The organism is Streptosporangium sp. NBC_01469 (assembly GCF_036227305.1).
Lineage (GTDB): Bacteria > Actinomycetota > Actinomycetes > Streptosporangiales > Streptosporangiaceae > Streptosporangium.
Genome location: NZ_CP109465.1, coordinates 6,047,950 through 6,064,648 on the forward strand (window position 1 = coordinate 6,047,950; position 16,699 = coordinate 6,064,648).

General features: G+C 70.8%; 17 protein-coding genes and 1 pseudogene. 4 read left to right on the top strand and 14 right to left on the bottom strand.

The annotated features are described in order from the left end of the window. Nucleotides 1-14 precede the first annotated feature (14 nt). From OG587_RS26570 to OG587_RS26580, 3 genes are all read right to left on the bottom strand, one after another. The gene (locus OG587_RS26570) at nt 15-749 is read right to left on the bottom strand and encodes a F0F1 ATP synthase subunit A (protein WP_329079868.1); all 735 of its coding nucleotides are present in this window, start codon (nt 747-749) and stop codon (nt 15-17) included. 380 nt (nt 750-1,129) lie between these two features. Then, complete coding sequence (locus tag OG587_RS26575) at nt 1,130-2,761, bottom strand: penicillin-binding transpeptidase domain-containing protein (RefSeq protein WP_329079870.1); 1,632 nt, start codon at nt 2,759-2,761, stop codon at nt 1,130-1,132. 71 nt (nt 2,762-2,832) lie between these two features. Beyond that, the gene (locus OG587_RS26580) at nt 2,833-3,483 is read right to left on the bottom strand and encodes a lysophospholipid acyltransferase family protein (protein WP_329079871.1); all 651 of its coding nucleotides are present in this window, start codon (nt 3,481-3,483) and stop codon (nt 2,833-2,835) included. 616 nt (nt 3,484-4,099) lie between these two features. On the opposite strand from OG587_RS26580, the gene OG587_RS26585 reads away from it, so the two are divergent. Beyond that, a complete protein-coding gene (locus tag OG587_RS26585) occupies nt 4,100-4,267 on the top strand; it encodes a hypothetical protein (RefSeq protein WP_329079874.1) in 168 nt (55 codons plus the stop codon). On the opposite strand, the gene OG587_RS26590 is transcribed toward OG587_RS26585, so the two are convergent. The 6 genes from OG587_RS26590 to OG587_RS26615 all read right to left on the bottom strand — a co-directional run bounded on the left by OG587_RS26590 (nt 4,241) and on the right by OG587_RS26615 (nt 9,039). Beyond that, the gene (locus OG587_RS26590; protein WP_329079876.1) at nt 4,241-4,939 is read right to left on the bottom strand and encodes a hypothetical protein; all 699 of its coding nucleotides are present in this window, start codon (nt 4,937-4,939) and stop codon (nt 4,241-4,243) included. The genes OG587_RS26585 and OG587_RS26590 overlap by 27 nt on opposite strands. Nucleotides 4,940-4,943: 4 nt before the next feature. Continuing rightward, nucleotides 4,944-5,099, bottom strand: coding sequence for a hypothetical protein (locus OG587_RS26595; RefSeq protein ID WP_329079878.1), 156 nt, complete (start codon nt 5,097-5,099; stop codon nt 4,944-4,946). A gap of 118 nt (nt 5,100-5,217) precedes the next feature. Continuing rightward, a complete protein-coding gene (locus OG587_RS26600) occupies nt 5,218-6,498 on the bottom strand; it encodes an Nramp family divalent metal transporter (protein ID WP_329079880.1) in 1,281 nt (426 codons plus the stop codon). A 342-nt stretch (nt 6,499-6,840) separates the two neighbouring features. After that, the gene (locus OG587_RS26605) at nt 6,841-7,260 is read right to left on the bottom strand and encodes a GNAT family N-acetyltransferase (protein ID WP_329079881.1); all 420 of its coding nucleotides are present in this window, start codon (nt 7,258-7,260) and stop codon (nt 6,841-6,843) included. A 60-nt stretch (nt 7,261-7,320) separates the two neighbouring features. Then, on the bottom strand, nt 7,321-7,797 hold the full coding sequence (locus tag OG587_RS26610) for a hypothetical protein (protein ID WP_329079883.1): 477 nt from the start codon (nt 7,795-7,797) through the stop codon (nt 7,321-7,323). A gap of 267 nt (nt 7,798-8,064) precedes the next feature. Beyond that, the gene (locus OG587_RS26615) at nt 8,065-9,039 is read right to left on the bottom strand and encodes a tyrosine-type recombinase/integrase (RefSeq protein ID WP_329079885.1); all 975 of its coding nucleotides are present in this window, start codon (nt 9,037-9,039) and stop codon (nt 8,065-8,067) included. A gap of 197 nt (nt 9,040-9,236) precedes the next feature. On the opposite strand from OG587_RS26615, the gene OG587_RS26620 reads away from it, so the two are divergent. Further along, a complete protein-coding gene (locus OG587_RS26620) occupies nt 9,237-10,034 on the top strand; it encodes a GNAT family N-acetyltransferase (RefSeq protein ID WP_329079887.1) in 798 nt (265 codons plus the stop codon). A 283-nt stretch (nt 10,035-10,317) separates the two neighbouring features. After that, nucleotides 10,318-11,409: a winged helix DNA-binding domain-containing protein gene (locus OG587_RS26625; protein ID WP_329079888.1), complete on the top strand. Its 1,092-nt coding sequence runs from the start codon at nt 10,318-10,320 to the stop codon at nt 11,407-11,409. Between the two features lie 268 nt (nt 11,410-11,677). Here the strand turns inward: OG587_RS26625 and OG587_RS26630 are convergent, their stop codons facing one another. Together OG587_RS26630 and OG587_RS26635 are read right to left on the bottom strand one after the other, a co-directional pair. Further along, nucleotides 11,678-12,244 carry a TetR/AcrR family transcriptional regulator gene (locus OG587_RS26630; protein WP_329079889.1) on the bottom strand — a complete coding sequence of 189 codons (567 nt, stop codon included), beginning with the start codon at nt 12,242-12,244 and terminating at the stop codon, nt 11,678-11,680. Further along, nucleotides 12,237-13,058 carry an alpha/beta fold hydrolase gene (locus OG587_RS26635; protein WP_329079890.1) on the bottom strand — a complete coding sequence of 274 codons (822 nt, stop codon included), beginning with the start codon at nt 13,056-13,058 and terminating at the stop codon, nt 12,237-12,239. Before OG587_RS26635 ends, OG587_RS26630 begins: the two co-directional genes overlap by 8 nt. Before the next feature lie 443 nt (nt 13,059-13,501). On the opposite strand from OG587_RS26635, the gene OG587_RS26640 reads away from it, so the two are divergent. Then, on the top strand, nt 13,502-14,146 hold the full coding sequence (locus OG587_RS26640; RefSeq protein ID WP_329079892.1) for a LysE family translocator: 645 nt from the start codon (nt 13,502-13,504) through the stop codon (nt 14,144-14,146). A gap of 26 nt (nt 14,147-14,172) precedes the next feature. Here the strand turns inward: OG587_RS26640 and OG587_RS26645 are convergent, their stop codons facing one another. The 3 genes and pseudogenes from OG587_RS26645 to OG587_RS26655 all read right to left on the bottom strand — a co-directional run. Continuing rightward, nucleotides 14,173-14,544 (bottom strand): VOC family protein, encoded by a 372-nt coding sequence (locus OG587_RS26645; protein WP_329079894.1) that lies wholly within the window; start codon nt 14,542-14,544, stop codon nt 14,173-14,175. Nucleotides 14,545-14,730: 186 nt separating this feature from the next. Beyond that, the gene (locus OG587_RS26650; protein WP_443075633.1) at nt 14,731-15,933 is read right to left on the bottom strand and encodes a cellulase family glycosylhydrolase; all 1,203 of its coding nucleotides are present in this window, start codon (nt 15,931-15,933) and stop codon (nt 14,731-14,733) included. 51 nt (nt 15,934-15,984) lie between these two features. After that, nucleotides 15,985-16,386, bottom strand: a pseudogene (locus OG587_RS26655) (cellulose binding domain-containing protein); the annotation flags it as partial. Between the last annotated feature and the right edge of the window lie 313 nt (nt 16,387-16,699).

Here is a 16,699-nt window from a genome sequence, read left to right on the forward strand (position 1 = left end):
CGACGGCGGGCCGGTCAGTGCTCGGGATTGAGCGCGGTGCCGATGAACATCGCGGTCAGCAGCGTGAACAGGAACGCCTGCAGGAACTGGACGAACATCTCCAGGGCCGTGATGGCGATCGCCATCAGCACGCCGGCCACCCCGACCGGCACGCCCAGCGGGGTGGGATGCTCGAACAGGAACCAGAAGCCGACCATGCTGAAGAACGCCAGGATGAGATGGCCCGCGAACATGTTGGCGGCCAGCCGCAGCATGTGCGCGAACAGTGAGGTCACGAGGGTGTAGAGCAGCTCCAGCGGGATGACCAGCACGTATGCCCCGAGGGGCAGCCCGCGTGGGAACAGCCCGCGGACGTACCCGGCGACGCCGTGCCGCGTGACGCCGAGATAGATTTTCAGGACGTAGACGCTCACGGCGATCACCGCGGGGAAGGCCAGGAACGAGGAGACGGGGATCTGGACGAGCGGGACCACGCCCATCAGGTTCCAGATCCAGACCAGGAAGAAGACGCTGAGCAGCAGGCCCATCCAGCGGTCGGCGTCCTTGCCGAGAAACGGGCGGGCCGCCTGGTCGCGGACGAACACGTAGCCCAGCTCGACCACGTTCTGCAGGCCGCGCGGCACCACCTTGGGGTTGGCGAACGCCGCCCAGCAGACGCCGCAGACCAGGGCCGCGGCCAGGATGGCCATCAGGATCGGTTTGGTCAGCCAGTACGGCGCACCCGCCCACAGCGGGGGGAAGTCGAACAACTCCAGGCCGGGTGCCTGAAACCCGGGTGATCCAGGCGACGCGGGCGATGTGAGTGATGTGAGTGATGTGAGTGATGTGAGTGATGTGAGTGATGTGAGTGATGAGGTGATCAGGATCGTCATGAGGCGGTCCCAACGGCAGGGGGATACTTTGTGAAGACTTTCACATGACCCCGCGAGCGCGGAAATACCTCGGAGGTAAAACCGGCTTCGATATCTCGGAGGTGGAACCGGCTCCGAGGTGAAGGGACGGACCACGGCCGCACGGGGGATCCCGCCCACCGCTCCGTGGCGGGCGCGGACTTCCCGGACCGGCCCGGGAGGGTCCCGCCACCGGCGGATTCACCCGGGAGAAACCCCCGCCCGCCCGGGGGTCGCTGTCAGCCGAGAGCGCGCAGGAAGTCGGCGCCCACCGGGGCGGCGACCGCGCCACCGCCCGAGCCCTCCTCGACGATCACCGCGAAGGCCACCTCGCCGCGGAAGCCGATGAACCAGGCGTGCGTCTTCAGGTCGCCCTGCTCGCCGTACTCGGCGGTCCCGGTCTTGCCCCGGGTGCCCTGGGGCAGGCCCGCGTCCTTGGCGGTGCCCTTGGTGACGACCGCGGACATCATCCGGTGCATGTTCGACATGACGGCCTCGGGAAGGGCCTGCGGCTGCGTCTCCTGCTTGATCGAGGGGACCAGGGTCGGCGGGCGCCAGGTGCCGTCGGCCAGCGCGGCGGCGACCGAGGCCATCATCAGCGGGCTGGCGGTGATCCGGCCCTGGCCGAACGACTCCGCGGCCAGCTCCGCGTCGCTCTCGGCCTTGGGGAAGCTGCCCTTGGCGGCCACGACGCCGATGTTGAGCGGCTTGTTGAAACCGAACAGCTCCGCGGTGCTCAGCAGCTTGTCGGAGCTCAGCCGTTCCTTGGTCAGCGGGGCGAAGGTGGTGTTGCAGGAGTAGGCGAAGGAGTCGGACAGCGACACCGAGCCGTAGGCGGCGTGGTGGGAGTTACGGATCGGCAGGCCGCCCACCGTGACGTCCTTGGGGCAGGTGACCCGATCGCCGGGGCTCATCCCCTCGGCCAGCAGTCCCACGGCGGTGACCGCCTTGAAGGTCGAGCCGGGAGGATAGTTGCCGTCCAGGGCCCGGTTGAAGCCGCCCTGGTTGTTCACCACCGCGAGGATCTCGCCGGAAGAGGGTCTGATCGCGACCAGGGCGGCGGTCTTCTTCAGGTCGCGGACGGCCTCGACCGCGGCCCGCTGGACCCGCATGTCCAGGGTGGTCTCCAGGGCCTCACCGGTCTTGCCCTCGACCGTGCCGAGCGTCTTGACCGTCTTCTTGTCCGCGCCGACGAGTTCGATCTCGGTGTCCGGGGTGCCCGCCAGGCGCTCTTGGAAGGTGTGCTGCAGCCCGCTCGCGCCGACCGCGTCACCCACCTTGTAGGGCACGCCCAGCTTCGCGACGCTCTTCGCCGTGGCCTTCTCCAGATAGCCGACGATCTGCTGCACCGATCCGCCCACGTCGGCGCCGTCGATGCGGTCGCCGTTCGCCGAGGTGATCGCGGCCCGTTCCGGCCACTTCGTCTTCAGTGCGAAGGCGGTGGTCGCGGTCAGGTCGGGGTGGACGGCCCTGGGCGACCACTTGACCCGCCAGTGCCGGTCGACGACCGCCAGGTCGACGCTGCCGGAGTAACTCCACTCGCCGACGTCCTTGAGCCTCAGCGTGGTGGTGTAGGAGGCCTGTCCCGTGCCGTCGCCGGTCTCGCGCACCCCGTCGAGCCGCACCGCGGTGCTCTCCACCGCCAGGGCCTTGCGCATGTTGTCGTACGCCGCGGCGAACGCCGGGTCCGGCGCTCCCAGCTCGGCGCGCATGCCCGCCAGGTTGCCGCTCTGCCAGGCGCTGATGAACCGCTCAGCGGTCTCCTGGGGGGTTCCCCTGGTGTGCAGGTACCACCAGGCGCCGCCCCCGGCGGCCCCCGCCACCAGCACGACGGCTGCCGATGTGATCGCGATCGTCTTGCCCCGTGCCACTTGATCCCCCAGTTTCTCTGCCCCAGGGCCGCAGCCTAGCGTGCACTAACGCGACATATGTCCATAAATGATCATTTGCTCTGTGTGCGGCTGGGTGCGTAGCTCGTCACGTACTCCTGGCCGGAAAGCTCCTGAATCGCGAACATGATCTCGTCGGTCACCCTGCGCCGGTCGCCTGCGCTGCTCTCCGAGCCGGTGAAGGTCATCGGCTTGCCGATGCGTACGTTCACCCGGCCCAACCTGGGTCTCGCGGCCCCGATCGGCAGCACCTCGTCGGTGCCCTCCATCGCCACCGGGACCACCGGCGCGCCGGTGGCCAGGGCGAGCCAGGCGACGCCGACCTTGCCCCGGTAGAGGCGCCCGTCGGGGGAGCGGGTGCCCTCGGGGTAGATGCCGAACAGCTCGCCGTTCTTGAGCACCTTCGACGCCGCGTCGAGCATGTCCTGGGCCGAGGTGGGGCTCTGCCGGTCGATGCTGATCTGGCCGGTGGCGCGCATCCACGTCGCGGTGACGGGATTGCCGGTGAAGTACTCGGACTTGGCGACGAAGCGCACCTGGCGCTTGAGCACCAGCGGCAGGAAGGTCGAGTCGAGGATCGACAGGTGGTTGGAGGCCATGATGGCCGGACCCGTGACGGGGACGTGCTCGTGCCCGGTGACCGTGGTCGGCCAGAGCAGATGCAGGATCGGAGTGCCGACGATCTTGGTCAGGCGATAGAGCACGGGCTCTCCTCATGAGACGGGTTACCCAACACTAGGTGGTCACCCGACGGCCGATGGTTGTACGCACCCGCACAAGCGGAGCTCCCAGGTTTGTAGCCCTCCTCCAACACCGTCGCGCTTTTCCGGGGCGAATCCCATGAAACCCCCCCCACCGGGCACGGAAGGAGTGGGGGAAAGAGAAACGCCCCGCGGGCCGGGAGGGCCCGCGGGGCGTGACGTTTGGTGCCGATGTGGCGGTCGCCTCCTCGGCGAGAGGCACAACACGGCTCCAGCCGAACGGTATTCCGTGAAGGCGGTAATTTGCGGCCCGGGGGACACAAACCACATCGGCACGATCACTCTAACCGACGTCTGCCGCTGGTTATTCCGCTTTGAGGTCATCGGCGTGTCCGGAGCGGCCGAGAGCCCCGGTGATCCGCAGGTCACAGCCCTCCGACGCCCTCCCGGAGAACCGGCGGCCGATGTCGTGACCGGTGGTCCGGCGGGTCCGCCGTGCGGGTTCCGGGATCGCGCCCGAAGTGCTCGCCAGGCGCGGGAGGCAGGCGCGGGAGGGCGGGGGCGTTCGTTCCGCTCATTCTACTAAAACGTTTTTAGGCCATGGAAGAGGTGTGGCGCGGTGACCGTACCGGACAGGGGAGAGGCGCCGCTCGGGCCGCCCTCCGGCGAGCCCCCTCCGGTCCTGGCGCCGGCCGGGGTGAGCAAGGCGTTCGGCACCGTGGTGTCGCGGCGCGGGCATGCCCGCGCCGTCCGGGACGTGTCATCGCAGCAGGCTGACACCTCGTGAGATGACGAGCACCGAGAGGATGAGCGCCGACACCGACTCCGCGGCCATCAGGAGCTTCGCCCGCACCGACAGCGGCATGGTGTCGGTGGGGCTGAACGCGGAGGAGTTCGTCACCGACACGTAGAGGTAGTCGACGAAGCCGGGGGTCCACCCCGACCTCGCCGACGACCGGGCGGCCACCTCGGCGACGGCGTCGTGGTCCTCGTCCTGGGGGAAGCGGAAGTCGGCCACCGGCAGGTCGCCCTTCGCCTGGGTGCGCCGCACGGGTCCTCCCCGGTCGAGTTCCCAGAAGGCCAGCCCGAAGATGATGATGTTGGTCACCCACACCTGGCCGGCGGCGAGCAGCAGCTGCCTGCCCTCTCTGGCCTGACCGGACACCAGCTCGATGATGAGCAGGACCAGCGACACCCCGTTGGCCACCGCGATGACCAGGACGAGAGCGATGGACAGCCGCCTCATCAGCCAGTTCTCCCGGACCATGCGCCGGGGATTGATCGCTATCAGGGGCACCAGCAACAGCAGTTCCAACGCGGGGATGACGAACCGCGGCCCGATGACGAGCTTGCCCGGCAGCGCCGCGTACAGCGCCGCGGCGACCACCACCGCGTACGCGGCGGGGAGCCGGGGCTCGCCCGGGTGCCCGCTCCGCTCCGCCCGCTGCCTCGCGTTCACGCCGTCAGGCGCCGGTGGCCACCGTGGCCACCTCGCGCTCGACGACGGTGAAGAGCGCCGGCTCCCTGTCCGTGGTGGGCTTTTCGCGCCGGTCGAGCGCCTCGGCGACGGAACCGGACGAGACGCGGGTGACGGTGTTCAACATGACGGTGTTCAACATGACGGTGTTCAACGATGCCTCCGGTGCGGGAGCCCCGGACTCCGCCCCCCGGGAGAAGGGTGGGAACGGGCGGGAACGGTGAGAACTCTCAAAACAGGCCGAAACAGGTCAGAGCGGATCAGAACAGGAAGGTCAGCGGGAGGCAGCACCCGAGGACGGCGACCGCGGCGCCCGCGCCGGCCGCGATGCGCGTGGTCAGCGGATCGTTGACCAGGGGGCCCATGACCGACCGGTCGCGGCAGAAGTGGACGAGCAGGAACAGCGCGACGGGCACGCCGAGCGAGATGACCACCTGGCTCACGATCAGCAGGCTGGTCAGCGGCACGCCGAGCACCAGGGCGAGGACGGCCGGTGTCATCGTCACGACGCGCCGCAGCTGGATCGGTATCCGGAGATCCAGGAAGCCCCGCATCACCACGTCCCCCGCCAGAGTGCCCACCCCGCAGGACGAGACTCCCGACGACAGGAGCATGACGGCGAACGCGAGGGCGGCGCCGCCGCCGACCCGGTTCAGCAACTCCGCGTGGGCGGCGAACAGGTCGCCGGTCCAGGTTCCGCCCGTCGCCGCCCCGAGCCCGGCGCCGAGGGCGATCATCGACACGTTGACGATCGTGGCGGTGCCCAGGCCGAGCAGGCAGTCGATCCGAAGTGCCCGCCGGACGAGCGCGGGCCGCCGCCACGCCGCGTCGGCCGGCCATCCCCGTCCCTGCACCAGCGCGGAGTGCAGGTAGATGGCGTGCGGCATGACGGTGGCGCCGACGATCCCCATGGCGAGGACCAGCGAGCCGCCGCCGTCCAGGTGAGGTATCAGCCCACCGGCCAGCCCGGTGACGGACTGTTCGCCCACCTCGGCGACGTCGTAGACGACACCCGCCCCGACGAGCAGGAGACTCGCGGCGCTGACGAGCTCGAACCGCCGCGTCCGGCCGTGCCGCCGCAGCTGCAGCATGAGCAGCGCCACCACGGCGGTGACCACCGCCGACATCGCGGGCGGCATCCCGAAGAGCAGCTGCATCCCGATGGCCGCGCCGACGAACTCGGCCAGATCCGTGGCCAGGACGACCACCTCGGCCTGGAACCACAGCAGGAGGCCGCCGCGGCGGGAGAAACGCTCGCGGCACAGCCGGGGCAGGCTCATGCCGGTCGCCATGCCGAGCTTCGCCGCCTGGAACTGCACGAGGAGCGCCACGAGGCTGGCCAGCACGACCACCCACACGAGCAGGTAGCCCGACGTCGCCCCGGCCGTCAGGTTGGTGGCCACGTTGCCGGGATCCACGTAGGCGATCGCCGCGACGAACGCCGGTCCCAGGATCGGGGCCGCCCGCGAACCGACCGGCCGCGAGGGAGGGCGGGGTGTCGAGGCGGGCGGAGGCAGCGTGAGCGTACCGTCGTCGTTCATTCGTGCCTCCCGGCGTGCCGTGCCCGCCGTCACCTGTGTTCGGCGGGCGTTCACCGGCGGGCGGGCGTCGAGCTCCGTCGCGGCAGTGCGAAACCGCGCGACGTCCCGTGCTCGCGAGTGAATAACCGGAAAGTGCGAATTAGCGGTATATCGCAGCCTCAGTGCCGCAAGCCAAGGATTGCTCAGCCAAAGAATGAAGACAAGCAGGTGAGGGCTGGCGGGAGCAAATAAATGGCATGCCTCGGGAATCCGCCTCTTGTATTCCTAAAAGGCGGCAAGCCGTATAAATGGCGATGCTCTCAGGTGGGCCGCGCCGGTCTCCCTCTGGAGCGCCCGGCGCCGTCAGCCCAGCGGCTTGACCCAGCGGGACCACTGGGGCTGCGGCGCGTAGCCCGCGGCGCCCCAGGCGTGATGGGCCTGCTCGTTGTCGTGCAGCACCATCGCGTCGGCCCGGAACGCGCCGAACGCCGCGAAGCGCTCCTCGGCCGCCCGGATCAGCGCGGTGCCGACTCCCCGCCTCCGGCGGGCGGGATCCACGGCCAGCCGGTAGAGGTGGGCTCGCCAGCCGTCCCAGCCCGCGAGCAGCGTGCCGGCCATCTCCCCGTCGATCTCGGCGATGAGGACGGCCTCGGGATCTCGCTCGATCAGCGCGACCACCTTGGCCGGATCGTCGTGCCTGTCGGTCCCCTCGGCGGCCACCAGCCAGAAGGCCAGCAGCGCCTCGACATCCTCGATGCGCCCGTACCGGATCGTCACGTCCACGGACGGGAAGCTACCAGCCCGCCGGGGCGGCGGCGGGGAGGACCTCGTGCCGGGCGGCGCTCAGGCGGAGGCGCCCAGGGACGGGACCTTCTCGGGCAGGGGGCCCGCGGTCGTCTCCAACCCCACCGGGATGGCCGAACGAGGGGTGCGCTCGCGCACGTCCTCGCCGCGGATCGCCATCACGGCGGGCGGGCTGCCCAGGTCGCCGTACCGGGCGGCGACGGCGGCGGTGATCGCCCGGCCCGCGTCGGCGACAGTCTCCCGCGCCGAACCCGGTGGGTGGGCGGCCGACAGGTGGCCCAGCAGCGCCGCGAACCGCAACTCCTCGGCTGCCGCGCGGGGGAGCCCGTTGTCGTCGGACGGCGGCAGCGGCCGGTCCAGCCAGAACACCCCGCCGCGCAGGAGCGCGGGATATGTCACCTCGTCCCGCTGGAGCGTGAGCACGGAGTCGACCAGTAACCGCCCGAACTCCTTCAGGTCGGTATCGGGCGGCAGATCGGTCGTGACCAGCAGCGAAACCCTCAGCGCGTCCACCATGAGCGGCTATCCCTCCTCGAGGTGGCTCATAGTAGGGGTCGCCACCGACAGTTACGGCGCGCCCGGTGAAACGTGTCGGGATCAGACCCCGGTCCCGGTGCGGGGGAGTGGTGCGGGGAGTGTCGCCCGCCGGTGTCCGTACCTGCTTCGCGCCGGCCCTGAGAGGCCCCGATCCGGTCCCGTACCGGCCCTGATCCGAGGCCGGTACGGGACCGGATCGGGGCCGGACGGCGGGGCCCGTCCTCAGGGAGCGGTCACCGCCGGTGGTCAGAGCGGCTTGGAGGCGGGGAGGGTGATCCTGTCGACGGCCTCGCGGCGACGCCGTTCCGGGCGGCGGTCGTAGCGGGCCGTGGTGGCGGGGGAGGAGTGGCCGACGAGGGCCTGCGCGGTGGCCAGGTCCACCCCGGCGTCGAGCAGCTCGCCGATGAAGGTGCGCCGGAAGTCGTGCGGGGTGCGCGTCGTGGCCCCCGCCTCGGCCAGGCGCCTGGCCAGGATGTCGGCGACGGCCTGCCCCGTCATGGGGGCGGGCCCGCCGTCCCTGGTCCGCAGCCGGCCCAGCCTGCTGATGGGGCAGAACAGGGCGCCGGCGGGGCGGCCCCGCACGGCCAGCCAGCGTTCCATCCTGGAAAGGGCCTCGGTGGTCAGGTAGACCATCCGCTCCTTGTCGCGCTTGCCGCGTACCCGCAGCGAGCGCGACCCGGGGTCGTAGTCGTCCAGCGAGAGCCCGGCGATCTCGGCGCGGCGGCAGCCGGTGGAGTAGAGCGCCGCCAGCAGGGCGGCGTCGCGGACCCCGGCCGGTGAGTCGTCCCGGTCGCACGCGGCGAGCGCGGCGCCCACCACCTCGGGCGGCACATGCTGGCCCGCGGGCAGGCGGGTGTGCTCGACCGTCGGCAGGTCGGCGGCGCGCTGGTACTCCTCGGCGGTCATCAGGCCGAGCCGCCAGGCCTCGCGCAACACCCTGCGCAGCGCGACCAGGTGCTTGTTGACGTACGAGGGGGACCAGCCGCGCTCGGTCATCAGGGCGCGGATGCGCACGGTGTGCTCGTAGCGCAGCAGGTGCCAGGGCTGGCCCGCACCGGAGGAGACCGTGTCGCCCGAGACGAGCGCGGCGAGCCTGTCGAGACAGCCGCGCATGGTGCGGCGGGACTCCGCGCTGGTCAGGGAGTCGAGATACACCCGGTAGGGATCTCGCGCGGGCTCGATGGAGGGGCCGGGCGGGGCGGGGACGGCTGGCACGCTCACCGTGCAGACCCTACCGGCCGCCCGCGGGAATCTACGCTGTAAAGGCGCCATGGTGGGACGGGAAACCTCCGGGCCGTGTCCAGGCGCTCGACCGGAGCGGCGGGGCGGCCGGGCGGATGCGGGACGGGAACCTCCGGACCGTGTCTAGGTCCATAACGCCATGTCGGGGGCGATGAGTGTGTGGTTGGCTGTTCGCAATGGACATCTCATCACGGGCTTCCGCCTACCTCAGGGCATATGACGAGCAGCTCCGGGCCAGGCCGATGCCGGGCCGCACCGCCGAGCGGGTCGGGCCGCTGCTGAGGACCGTGTCGAACGGCCACGGCCAGGGCTTCCTGACATATCGGGACCTGGGGGGCCTGGAGGGCGCCGAGCTGGATGCCTTCATCGCGGACCAGCGAGACTTCTTCACCCGGGTCGGGCGCGAGGTCGAGTGGAAGTACCACGGCTACGACCTGCCCGCCGACCTGCCCGATCGGCTCGCGGCGGCCGGGTTCGAGCCGGGGGAGCGGGAGACGGTGTTCGTCGGCGAGGCCGGTGAGCTGGCCGGCGCCAAGGCGGCACCCGCCGGGGTACGGCTGCGCGAGGCGGCCGGGCGAGACGACCTGGAGCGCATCCGCGAACTGGAGGAGACGGTCTGGGACGCGGACCACGGCTGGCTGCCCGGCATGCTGGAGCGCGACCTCGCCGGCCCCGGTGACCCGTGCGCGGTGGTGATCGCCGAGGCGGGCGGGCAGGTGGTGTGCGCGGCGTGGACGCGCTTCCACGAGGGCACCGACTTCGCCTCGCTCTGGGGCGGCTCGACCCTGAAGGAGTGGCGGGGCAGGGGCGTCTACCGGGCGATGGTGTCGTACCGGGCGGAGCTGGCGGTGGCGCGGGGTTTCCATCTGGTGCAGGTGGACGCCTCCGACGCCAGCCGCCCGATCCTCGCCAGACTGGGCCTGGAGGCGATCACGACGACGACGCCGTACGTGTGGGTGCCGCCGACCCTCTGATCACGCGGGGGTGCCGCCGAAGGGGCGAGGGTGCGACGTGACGCGCCCGTTGAGCCGGCCGCGGAGACGGGTCAGCCCGCCGACGTGGCCGTCGAGGGCCGCGAGATCTCCCGCCGGGCCGTTCCGGGTGGCTGGACGCCGACCTTCACGTGGAGGCCGAGCGCCGAGCGGAAAAATATGGAACGAATCATTCCGTTCTGATATTCTGGCGCGGATCCGAAGGCGGACTCACGGTGCCGCCACGCCACGCCCCGGCGTCGGGACTCGCCACGAGAGGACAAGCATGCCCGAGGTGCTCAGCCGGCGCGCGCTCAACCGGGCCACCCTGGAGCGGCAACTGCTGCTGGCCCGCGCGGAGCTGCCCGCGCTGGAGGCGGTCCGGCACCTGTACGGCATGCAGGCCCAGGCACAGAATCCTCCCTACATCGGGCTGTGGAGTCGCCTGTCCGGGTTCGCCCACGACGATCTCGCCCGGCTGATCAACGAGCGTCTGGTGGTGCGGCTGTCGCTGATGCGCTCCACCATCCACCTGGTCACCGCCGACGACTGCCTGGCGCTGCGACCGCTGCTCGGCCCCATGCTGGCGCGGGGGGCGCACAGCAGGGGCCTGGCGGAGGTGGACCTGGACGAGCTCGCCGCCGTGGGGCGAAAGCTGGTGGAGGAGCGCCCCCTGACCTTCCGCGAGCTCGGCGCGCTGCTGCGGGAGCGGTGGCCGGAGGCTCCCGCCGCCGACCTGGTCGCCGGGGTACGCAACATGCTGGCGCTGGTCCAGGTCCCGCCGAGGGGGATCTGGGGGGCGGGCGGGCAGGCCGCCCACACCACGGCGGAGTCATGGCTGGGCCGTTCCCAGGACGAGCGTCCCTCCGCCGAGGAGGCGATCCGCCGCTATCTCGCCGCCTACGGTCCTGCCACGGTGATGGACGTCCAGCAGTGGTCGGGCATGACCCGCCTGGGAGAGACCGTCCGCGGGATGGGCCTGCGGGCCTTCGTGGCCGAGGACGGCGCGGAGCTGTTCGACCTGCCGGAGGCGTCGCGCCCCGATCCCGGGACTCCCGCCCCGGTGCGCTACCTGTCGGAGTTCGACAACATGCTGCTGTCGTTCGCCCAGCGGACCAGGACCCGGATCACGGAGGAGGAGTACCGGGGACGGGTCTTCACCATCAACGGCATCATCAAGGCGACGGTGCTGGTCGACGGCTTCGTGCGGGGCATGTGGAAGGTGACGGAGAAACGGGGCGAGGCGATCCTGGAGGTCGAGCTCTTCGCGCCGGTGAGCGAGGGGGAGCGGGCGGACCTGGAGGTCGAGGGGGCGCGCATGCTCGACTTCGTCGCTCCGACGGCGACATCCCGCGACATCCGCTTCCTGGAAGCCTGAGCGCGTCGTTTCGGCGAGGCCGAGGCTGGAGTCCGTCGTTCCCGCGAGGCCGAAGCCGGATCCCGTCGTTCCCGTGAAGTCGAAGCTTGAGCGTGTCGTTCCCGCGAGGCTGAAGCAGTGCCCTGTCGCTTTCGCGAGGCCATGTCGTTTCATTGCCTGTTTTATCGTCCGCTTTATCGTCCGCTTTGTCGTCCGTGCGGCTGACGTGCCCATCGTCCGCGGGACCGGTTCCGCGTCGCTCGGCGTGCCGGCCGCTCTCGTCGCTCGCTCAGGGCGCGGGTGACCGGGGCAGGCCCGAGACGACCATGGCGATCAGCATCTCGTAGCTGGTGTTCAGGTCCTCCCCCAGGCCGAACCCGCCGGCCGCCTCCAGGGAGGCGAAGCCGTGCACGGCCGCGCGGACGCAGCGGGTGGCGTGGATCGCCTCCGCCCCCTCCAGGCCGTAGCCGCGCAGCACGGCGAGGATCACCTCCAGCAGGCGGGTCGCCGTGTCGACCAGGTCGGGATCGATCAGCGGGTTGTCGGGGAAGACCGCGTAGCGGTGCGGGAAGTCGACCACGTAACTCCGCCAGGCGCGCATCAGGGCCGCCGTCGCCTCGTCGCGGCTCTGCCCCATGGCCGCCGTGCCGAGCCTCGCCGCCATGTCGTCCATCACCCGCAGGCCGACGAGCTTGCGCAGCTCGGGCAGGCCCCGGACGTGCTTGTAGAGCGAGGGGGCGGCCACCCCCGTGCGGGCGGCCACCGCGGCCAGCGTCAGCGCGGCGGGCCCCTCCTCGTCGATCAGGGCCAGCGCCGCGTCCACCACCGTCCCGGAGGTCAGGCCGGCCCTAGGCACGGACCGCTCCGGCCAGGAAACCCCGCAGGGCGGCGAAGGTGGCCTCGGGCATCTCGGCGTGCGGGTAGTGGCCGGCGCCCTCGATCATCCCGACCTCGGCCGTGGCGGCGTACGGCCTCAGCAGCTCCTCCGCCAGGTGCGCCTCCGCGGCGGGGTCGGGGAAGTCGGGATCCTTCGACCCCATGACGATCAGCGCGGGGCAGGTCATGCGGGGGGCGCAGTCGGTCCAGTGGCCCTCGGAGGGGGCGACCACCCCCGAGACGGCGGCCATCCTGCCGGGCTCGCGCAGCGTGGCCTTCAACTCGCGCAGGTAGCCGGAGAAGTCGGCGGGCCTGGCCGTGGGATAGAGCGAGCGGTAGTACATCCCCCACAGGAGCGGGCTGGCCATGACGAGGTTCTGCACCAGCCGCAGCATCAGGCCGAGCTGTGGCCGCCCGACGAAGGGCGCCAGCATGACCACGGCGCTCACCTCGCCCTCGGCGGCGGTCGCCGTGGTCCACGCCACCGCCCCCGCGCTGGAGGAGCTGCCGATCAGGACGGCGGGGCCGCCCAGGTGGCGGAGCAGGGCCAGCAGGTCGGCGCCGACCGACCGGGGGCTGTGGTCGGGCCAGCCCGTGCTGGACTCACCGTGGCCGCGCACGTCGACCGTGGCGACCCGGTAGCCCGCCTCCGCCAGCAGCGGCGTCAGGAACCGGAACACCCTGCGGGTGTCGCCCATGCCGTGCGCGCACACCACCAACGGCCCGTCCTGCGGCCCGCTGACCTCGTACGCCAGCCGCCCGCCGGCCACCTCCAGGAACTCCGTACCCGTCACACGCACTCCTTGGCTATTGCTAATAGCCTTAAAGCTATTGTCAGTAGCTTTCTCTGTCAAGGTCCGCTCGCGACGGCCGGAGGATCTCGACGGCGGCCACCTGACGAGGGAGTTCTCCCGTCGGGAGCGAGATCAGGAGCCGGCGAGGTTCAGCAGGACCGGGCGCCCGGCCGAGGCCGGGGGCCTTCTTTGCGTTGAGGCCCGGCAGGGCGAGCCGACGGGGAGGCAGGCCCACCCCGCCGGGGGTCTCAATTGAGGACGAGGTGAGGTGCCGGTGTGGCTCGCGTGGTTACCGCTGGATGAGTACTCCCCTCCTCCAACGGGACGGCGAGAGGGAGGAGGGGGCCGGTGGTCTCGCGATTCGGGCCCTGGCGGTATCGGCTTCATGCCAATTTCCGAAATTGGCCGTTCTTTCGGCGGAGAGGATGCTCGATGATGTGCCCATGATCTCTGTCAGTGCTCTCGCGGGCATCGCCGCGGTCGCCCTCGGCCTGGTGCTCACCCCCGGACCCAACATGATCTACCTGGTGTCGAGGTCGGTGACGCAGGGCCGCCTGGCCGGCATGATCTCGCTGGCGGGCGTCGCGGCGGGCTTCCTGATCTACCTGCTGGCGGCGGTGGCCGGGATCGCCGCGATCTTCGCGATGGTGCCCGCCGTCTACGTCGCGATCAAGCTCGCGGGCGCCGCGTACCTGCTGTGGCTGGCCTGGAAGACGATCCGGCCCGGCACCCAGCCGATCTTCGCGCCCGGTGCCCTTCCCGCGGACCGGCCGCGGCGGCTGTTCTCCATGGGGCTGGTCACCAACCTGCTCAACCCCAAGATCGCCATCCTGTACGTGTCGCTGCTGCCGCAGTTCGTCGATCCGGCGCGTGGTGACGTCGGCACGCAGAGCCTGCTGCTGGGCGCCACCCAGATCGTCATCGCGCTGTCGGTCAACGCGCTGATCGTGCTGACCGCGGGCTCGGTCGCGACCTTCCTCGGCGGGCGGCCCACCTGGATGCGCGTGCAGCGCTATCTGATGGGCGCCGTACTCGGGGTGCTCGCCCTCCGCATCGCCACCGACCGCTCGCCCGCCGTGGCCGCGTAGGGCTCGCTGCTTTCCGCTTCCGGGGCTCAGTCGTGGCTGAGGTCGATGACGCAGAAGAGGTTGCCCTCGGGATCGGCGAGGACCACGAAGTCGGGGTCGTCCGGGTAGAGGTCCCAGGCGACCCGTTCGGCGCCCAGTGACACCAGCCGCTCCACCTCGGCCGCCTGCCCGGCGGCGTCGGGGGCGAACAGGTCAAGGTGCATCCGGGGGTGCTTCTGGACCGGTGTCCGCGTCATGTCGAGCGCCAGCGGGACGCCGTTCCCCTCCACGGGCTCGATCACGGTCCAGTCGTCCCCGGCCTGGCCCTCGCGGGGCGCGTAGTCCAGCGCCCGCGTCCAGAACCCGACGGCGCGCCTCATGTCGGTGACGCCCAGCACCACCTGCCCGATCCTCACCATGTCCCAATCCTGGCAGGAAGCCTCCGATCCGGCGTCCCCGTACGTCTCCGCCCTCCCTCCATCCCGTGCCTCCATGGGACCGTGTTCGCGCGGTACGCGGTCCCGGTCTCATCGAGTCCGCCGGGGGGAGGGAGGCCGGTTCCCGCGCCGGCCTCCCTCCCCCCGGGTCCTCCCGGTCCTCTCCCGTCAGAAGTCGTCGGCGGTGCGGATCCGGTCACGGATCCAGACGCCGGCCTCCTTCAGCGGCGCGGTACCGGTCCAGGGGCCGCCGGCGGCGCACGTGCCGGTCTTGAAGACCGCGCCGGAGCGGTTGTCGTCGGAGAAGTTCCAGTTCACCCAGCTGATCTTCTTGCTCGCCATGAGGTCGAGATAACGCTGGGACATGGTGAAGTCGTTGGCGTCCTCCCCGGCGTAGTTCTGCGTGCCGAACTCGGTGACGAACATGGGGATGCGGTCGGCCGCGCGGGACAGCGTGTCGAGGTACTCGGTGCCGTGCGAGGCCGCGTAGAAGTGGAAGGTGTACATGATGTTCGAGGCGTTGACCGGGTTGCCCGTGACCTCGGTCTCCGAGGCGCCCTCCGACACCCCGAGCGAGGACCAGGCGCGGGTGCCGACCAGGACGATCCCGTCGGGGTCCTGCGCCCGGATCACCGGGATGATCTGCTCGGCGTAGCCCTTGATGGTGCTCCAGCTCACGCCGCTCGGCTCGTTGGCGATCTCGTAGAGGATGTTCGGCCTGGCGGCGTGCCGCTGGGCGATCTCGGTGAAGAAGGTCCTGGCTCGGGCGAGGTTGTAGTTGGGGTCGCCGGGGGTGAGCATGTGCCAGTCCACGATGACGTACATGCCCTGCGCGCTGACCTGCTCGATGAGCGTGTGCGCGAGGTCGGTGAACGCCCGCGGGTTCGTCTCGTAGCCGCCCTCCTGGACGTACGTGGACAGGCGCACGACGTCGGCCTTCCAGTCGGTCGCCAGCGCGGTCAGCGAGCCGTTCGTGACGCACTGCCGGTACCACTGCAGGCCGTGGGTGCTCATACCGCGTAGCTGGATCTGCTTGCCGTTCTTGTTGCACAGCTTGGTGCCGCAGACCCGCAGCTGCCCGTTGGCCGCGACCGGCGTGCCGCCGCCGCTGCCCGCCTGGGTCGTCGCCGTGACGGACGCGCTCTTCGCCGACTCGTTGTTCGCGGCGTCGCGGGCGGTGACGGTGTAGGTGTGCGTCGTCGAGGCGGCCAGTCCCGAGATCGTGGCGGTCGTGCCGGTCACGGTGGCGACCACGGCGGAACCCTCGTAGACCCGGTAGTCCTTGACCGTGCCGCTGTTGTCGGTCGAGGCGTTCCAGGCCAGGCCGATGGAGGCGGACGTCGTGCCGGTGCTGCGCGGGGAGGACGGCACGCTCGGCGGCGTGGTGTCGCCGGGGTTCTGCCCGCCGCCGCAGGGGGCGCCGTTGAGCGTGCAGTTGACCGGCGAGCCCGAACCGGAGGCGGTGAAGCCGAAGGTGGTGCTCGCCCCGGGGGCCAGGGTGCCGTTGTACTCGCGGTTCCTGAAGGTGTACCGGCTGCCGCTGCTGGTCATCAGGGAGTCCCAGTACGTGCCGAGGCTCGTGCCCGACGGGAGGTCGAAGGAGACCGTCCAGCCGTTCAGCGTGGCGGTCCCGGTGTTCTTGACCGTGTACTGGCCGCTGTAGCCGCTGCCCCAATCCTGCGCCTTGGTGAACGTCGCGGTGTCCGCGTGGGCGGCGGACGGGACGAGCAGGGTGAACAGTAACGTCAGCAGCCCGGTCAGCACCAGGGCTGGGGTGGTGCGCCGCATCATCGCTCCTTGCGTGGGGGGTGGTGGACACGTCATGGCGCTTTATTAGGAAAGTTTCCTAACGTGAGACGTGACGTTAGGTGGAGCGGGCGTGTCATGCAAGACCCCGAAGCCCTTGCCCGCCCAAGAAAATTTAATCGTTAGGAACCTTTCCTAACGCTCTCCGTCGGGGCAGGATGGCGTCACTCCCACACGCCGCGACTCGGAGGTGGCCGCCGTGAAACGTCCGCGCACGGCTCCGCGGATCCTCACGACCCCGCCGCTCTCGACCTTCGCCCCGCCCGTCTCGGCGGCGGGAGCCGCTCCCGCCCGGCAGCTCCGCCGGGCGCCCGAGGACGCCCACGCCGAC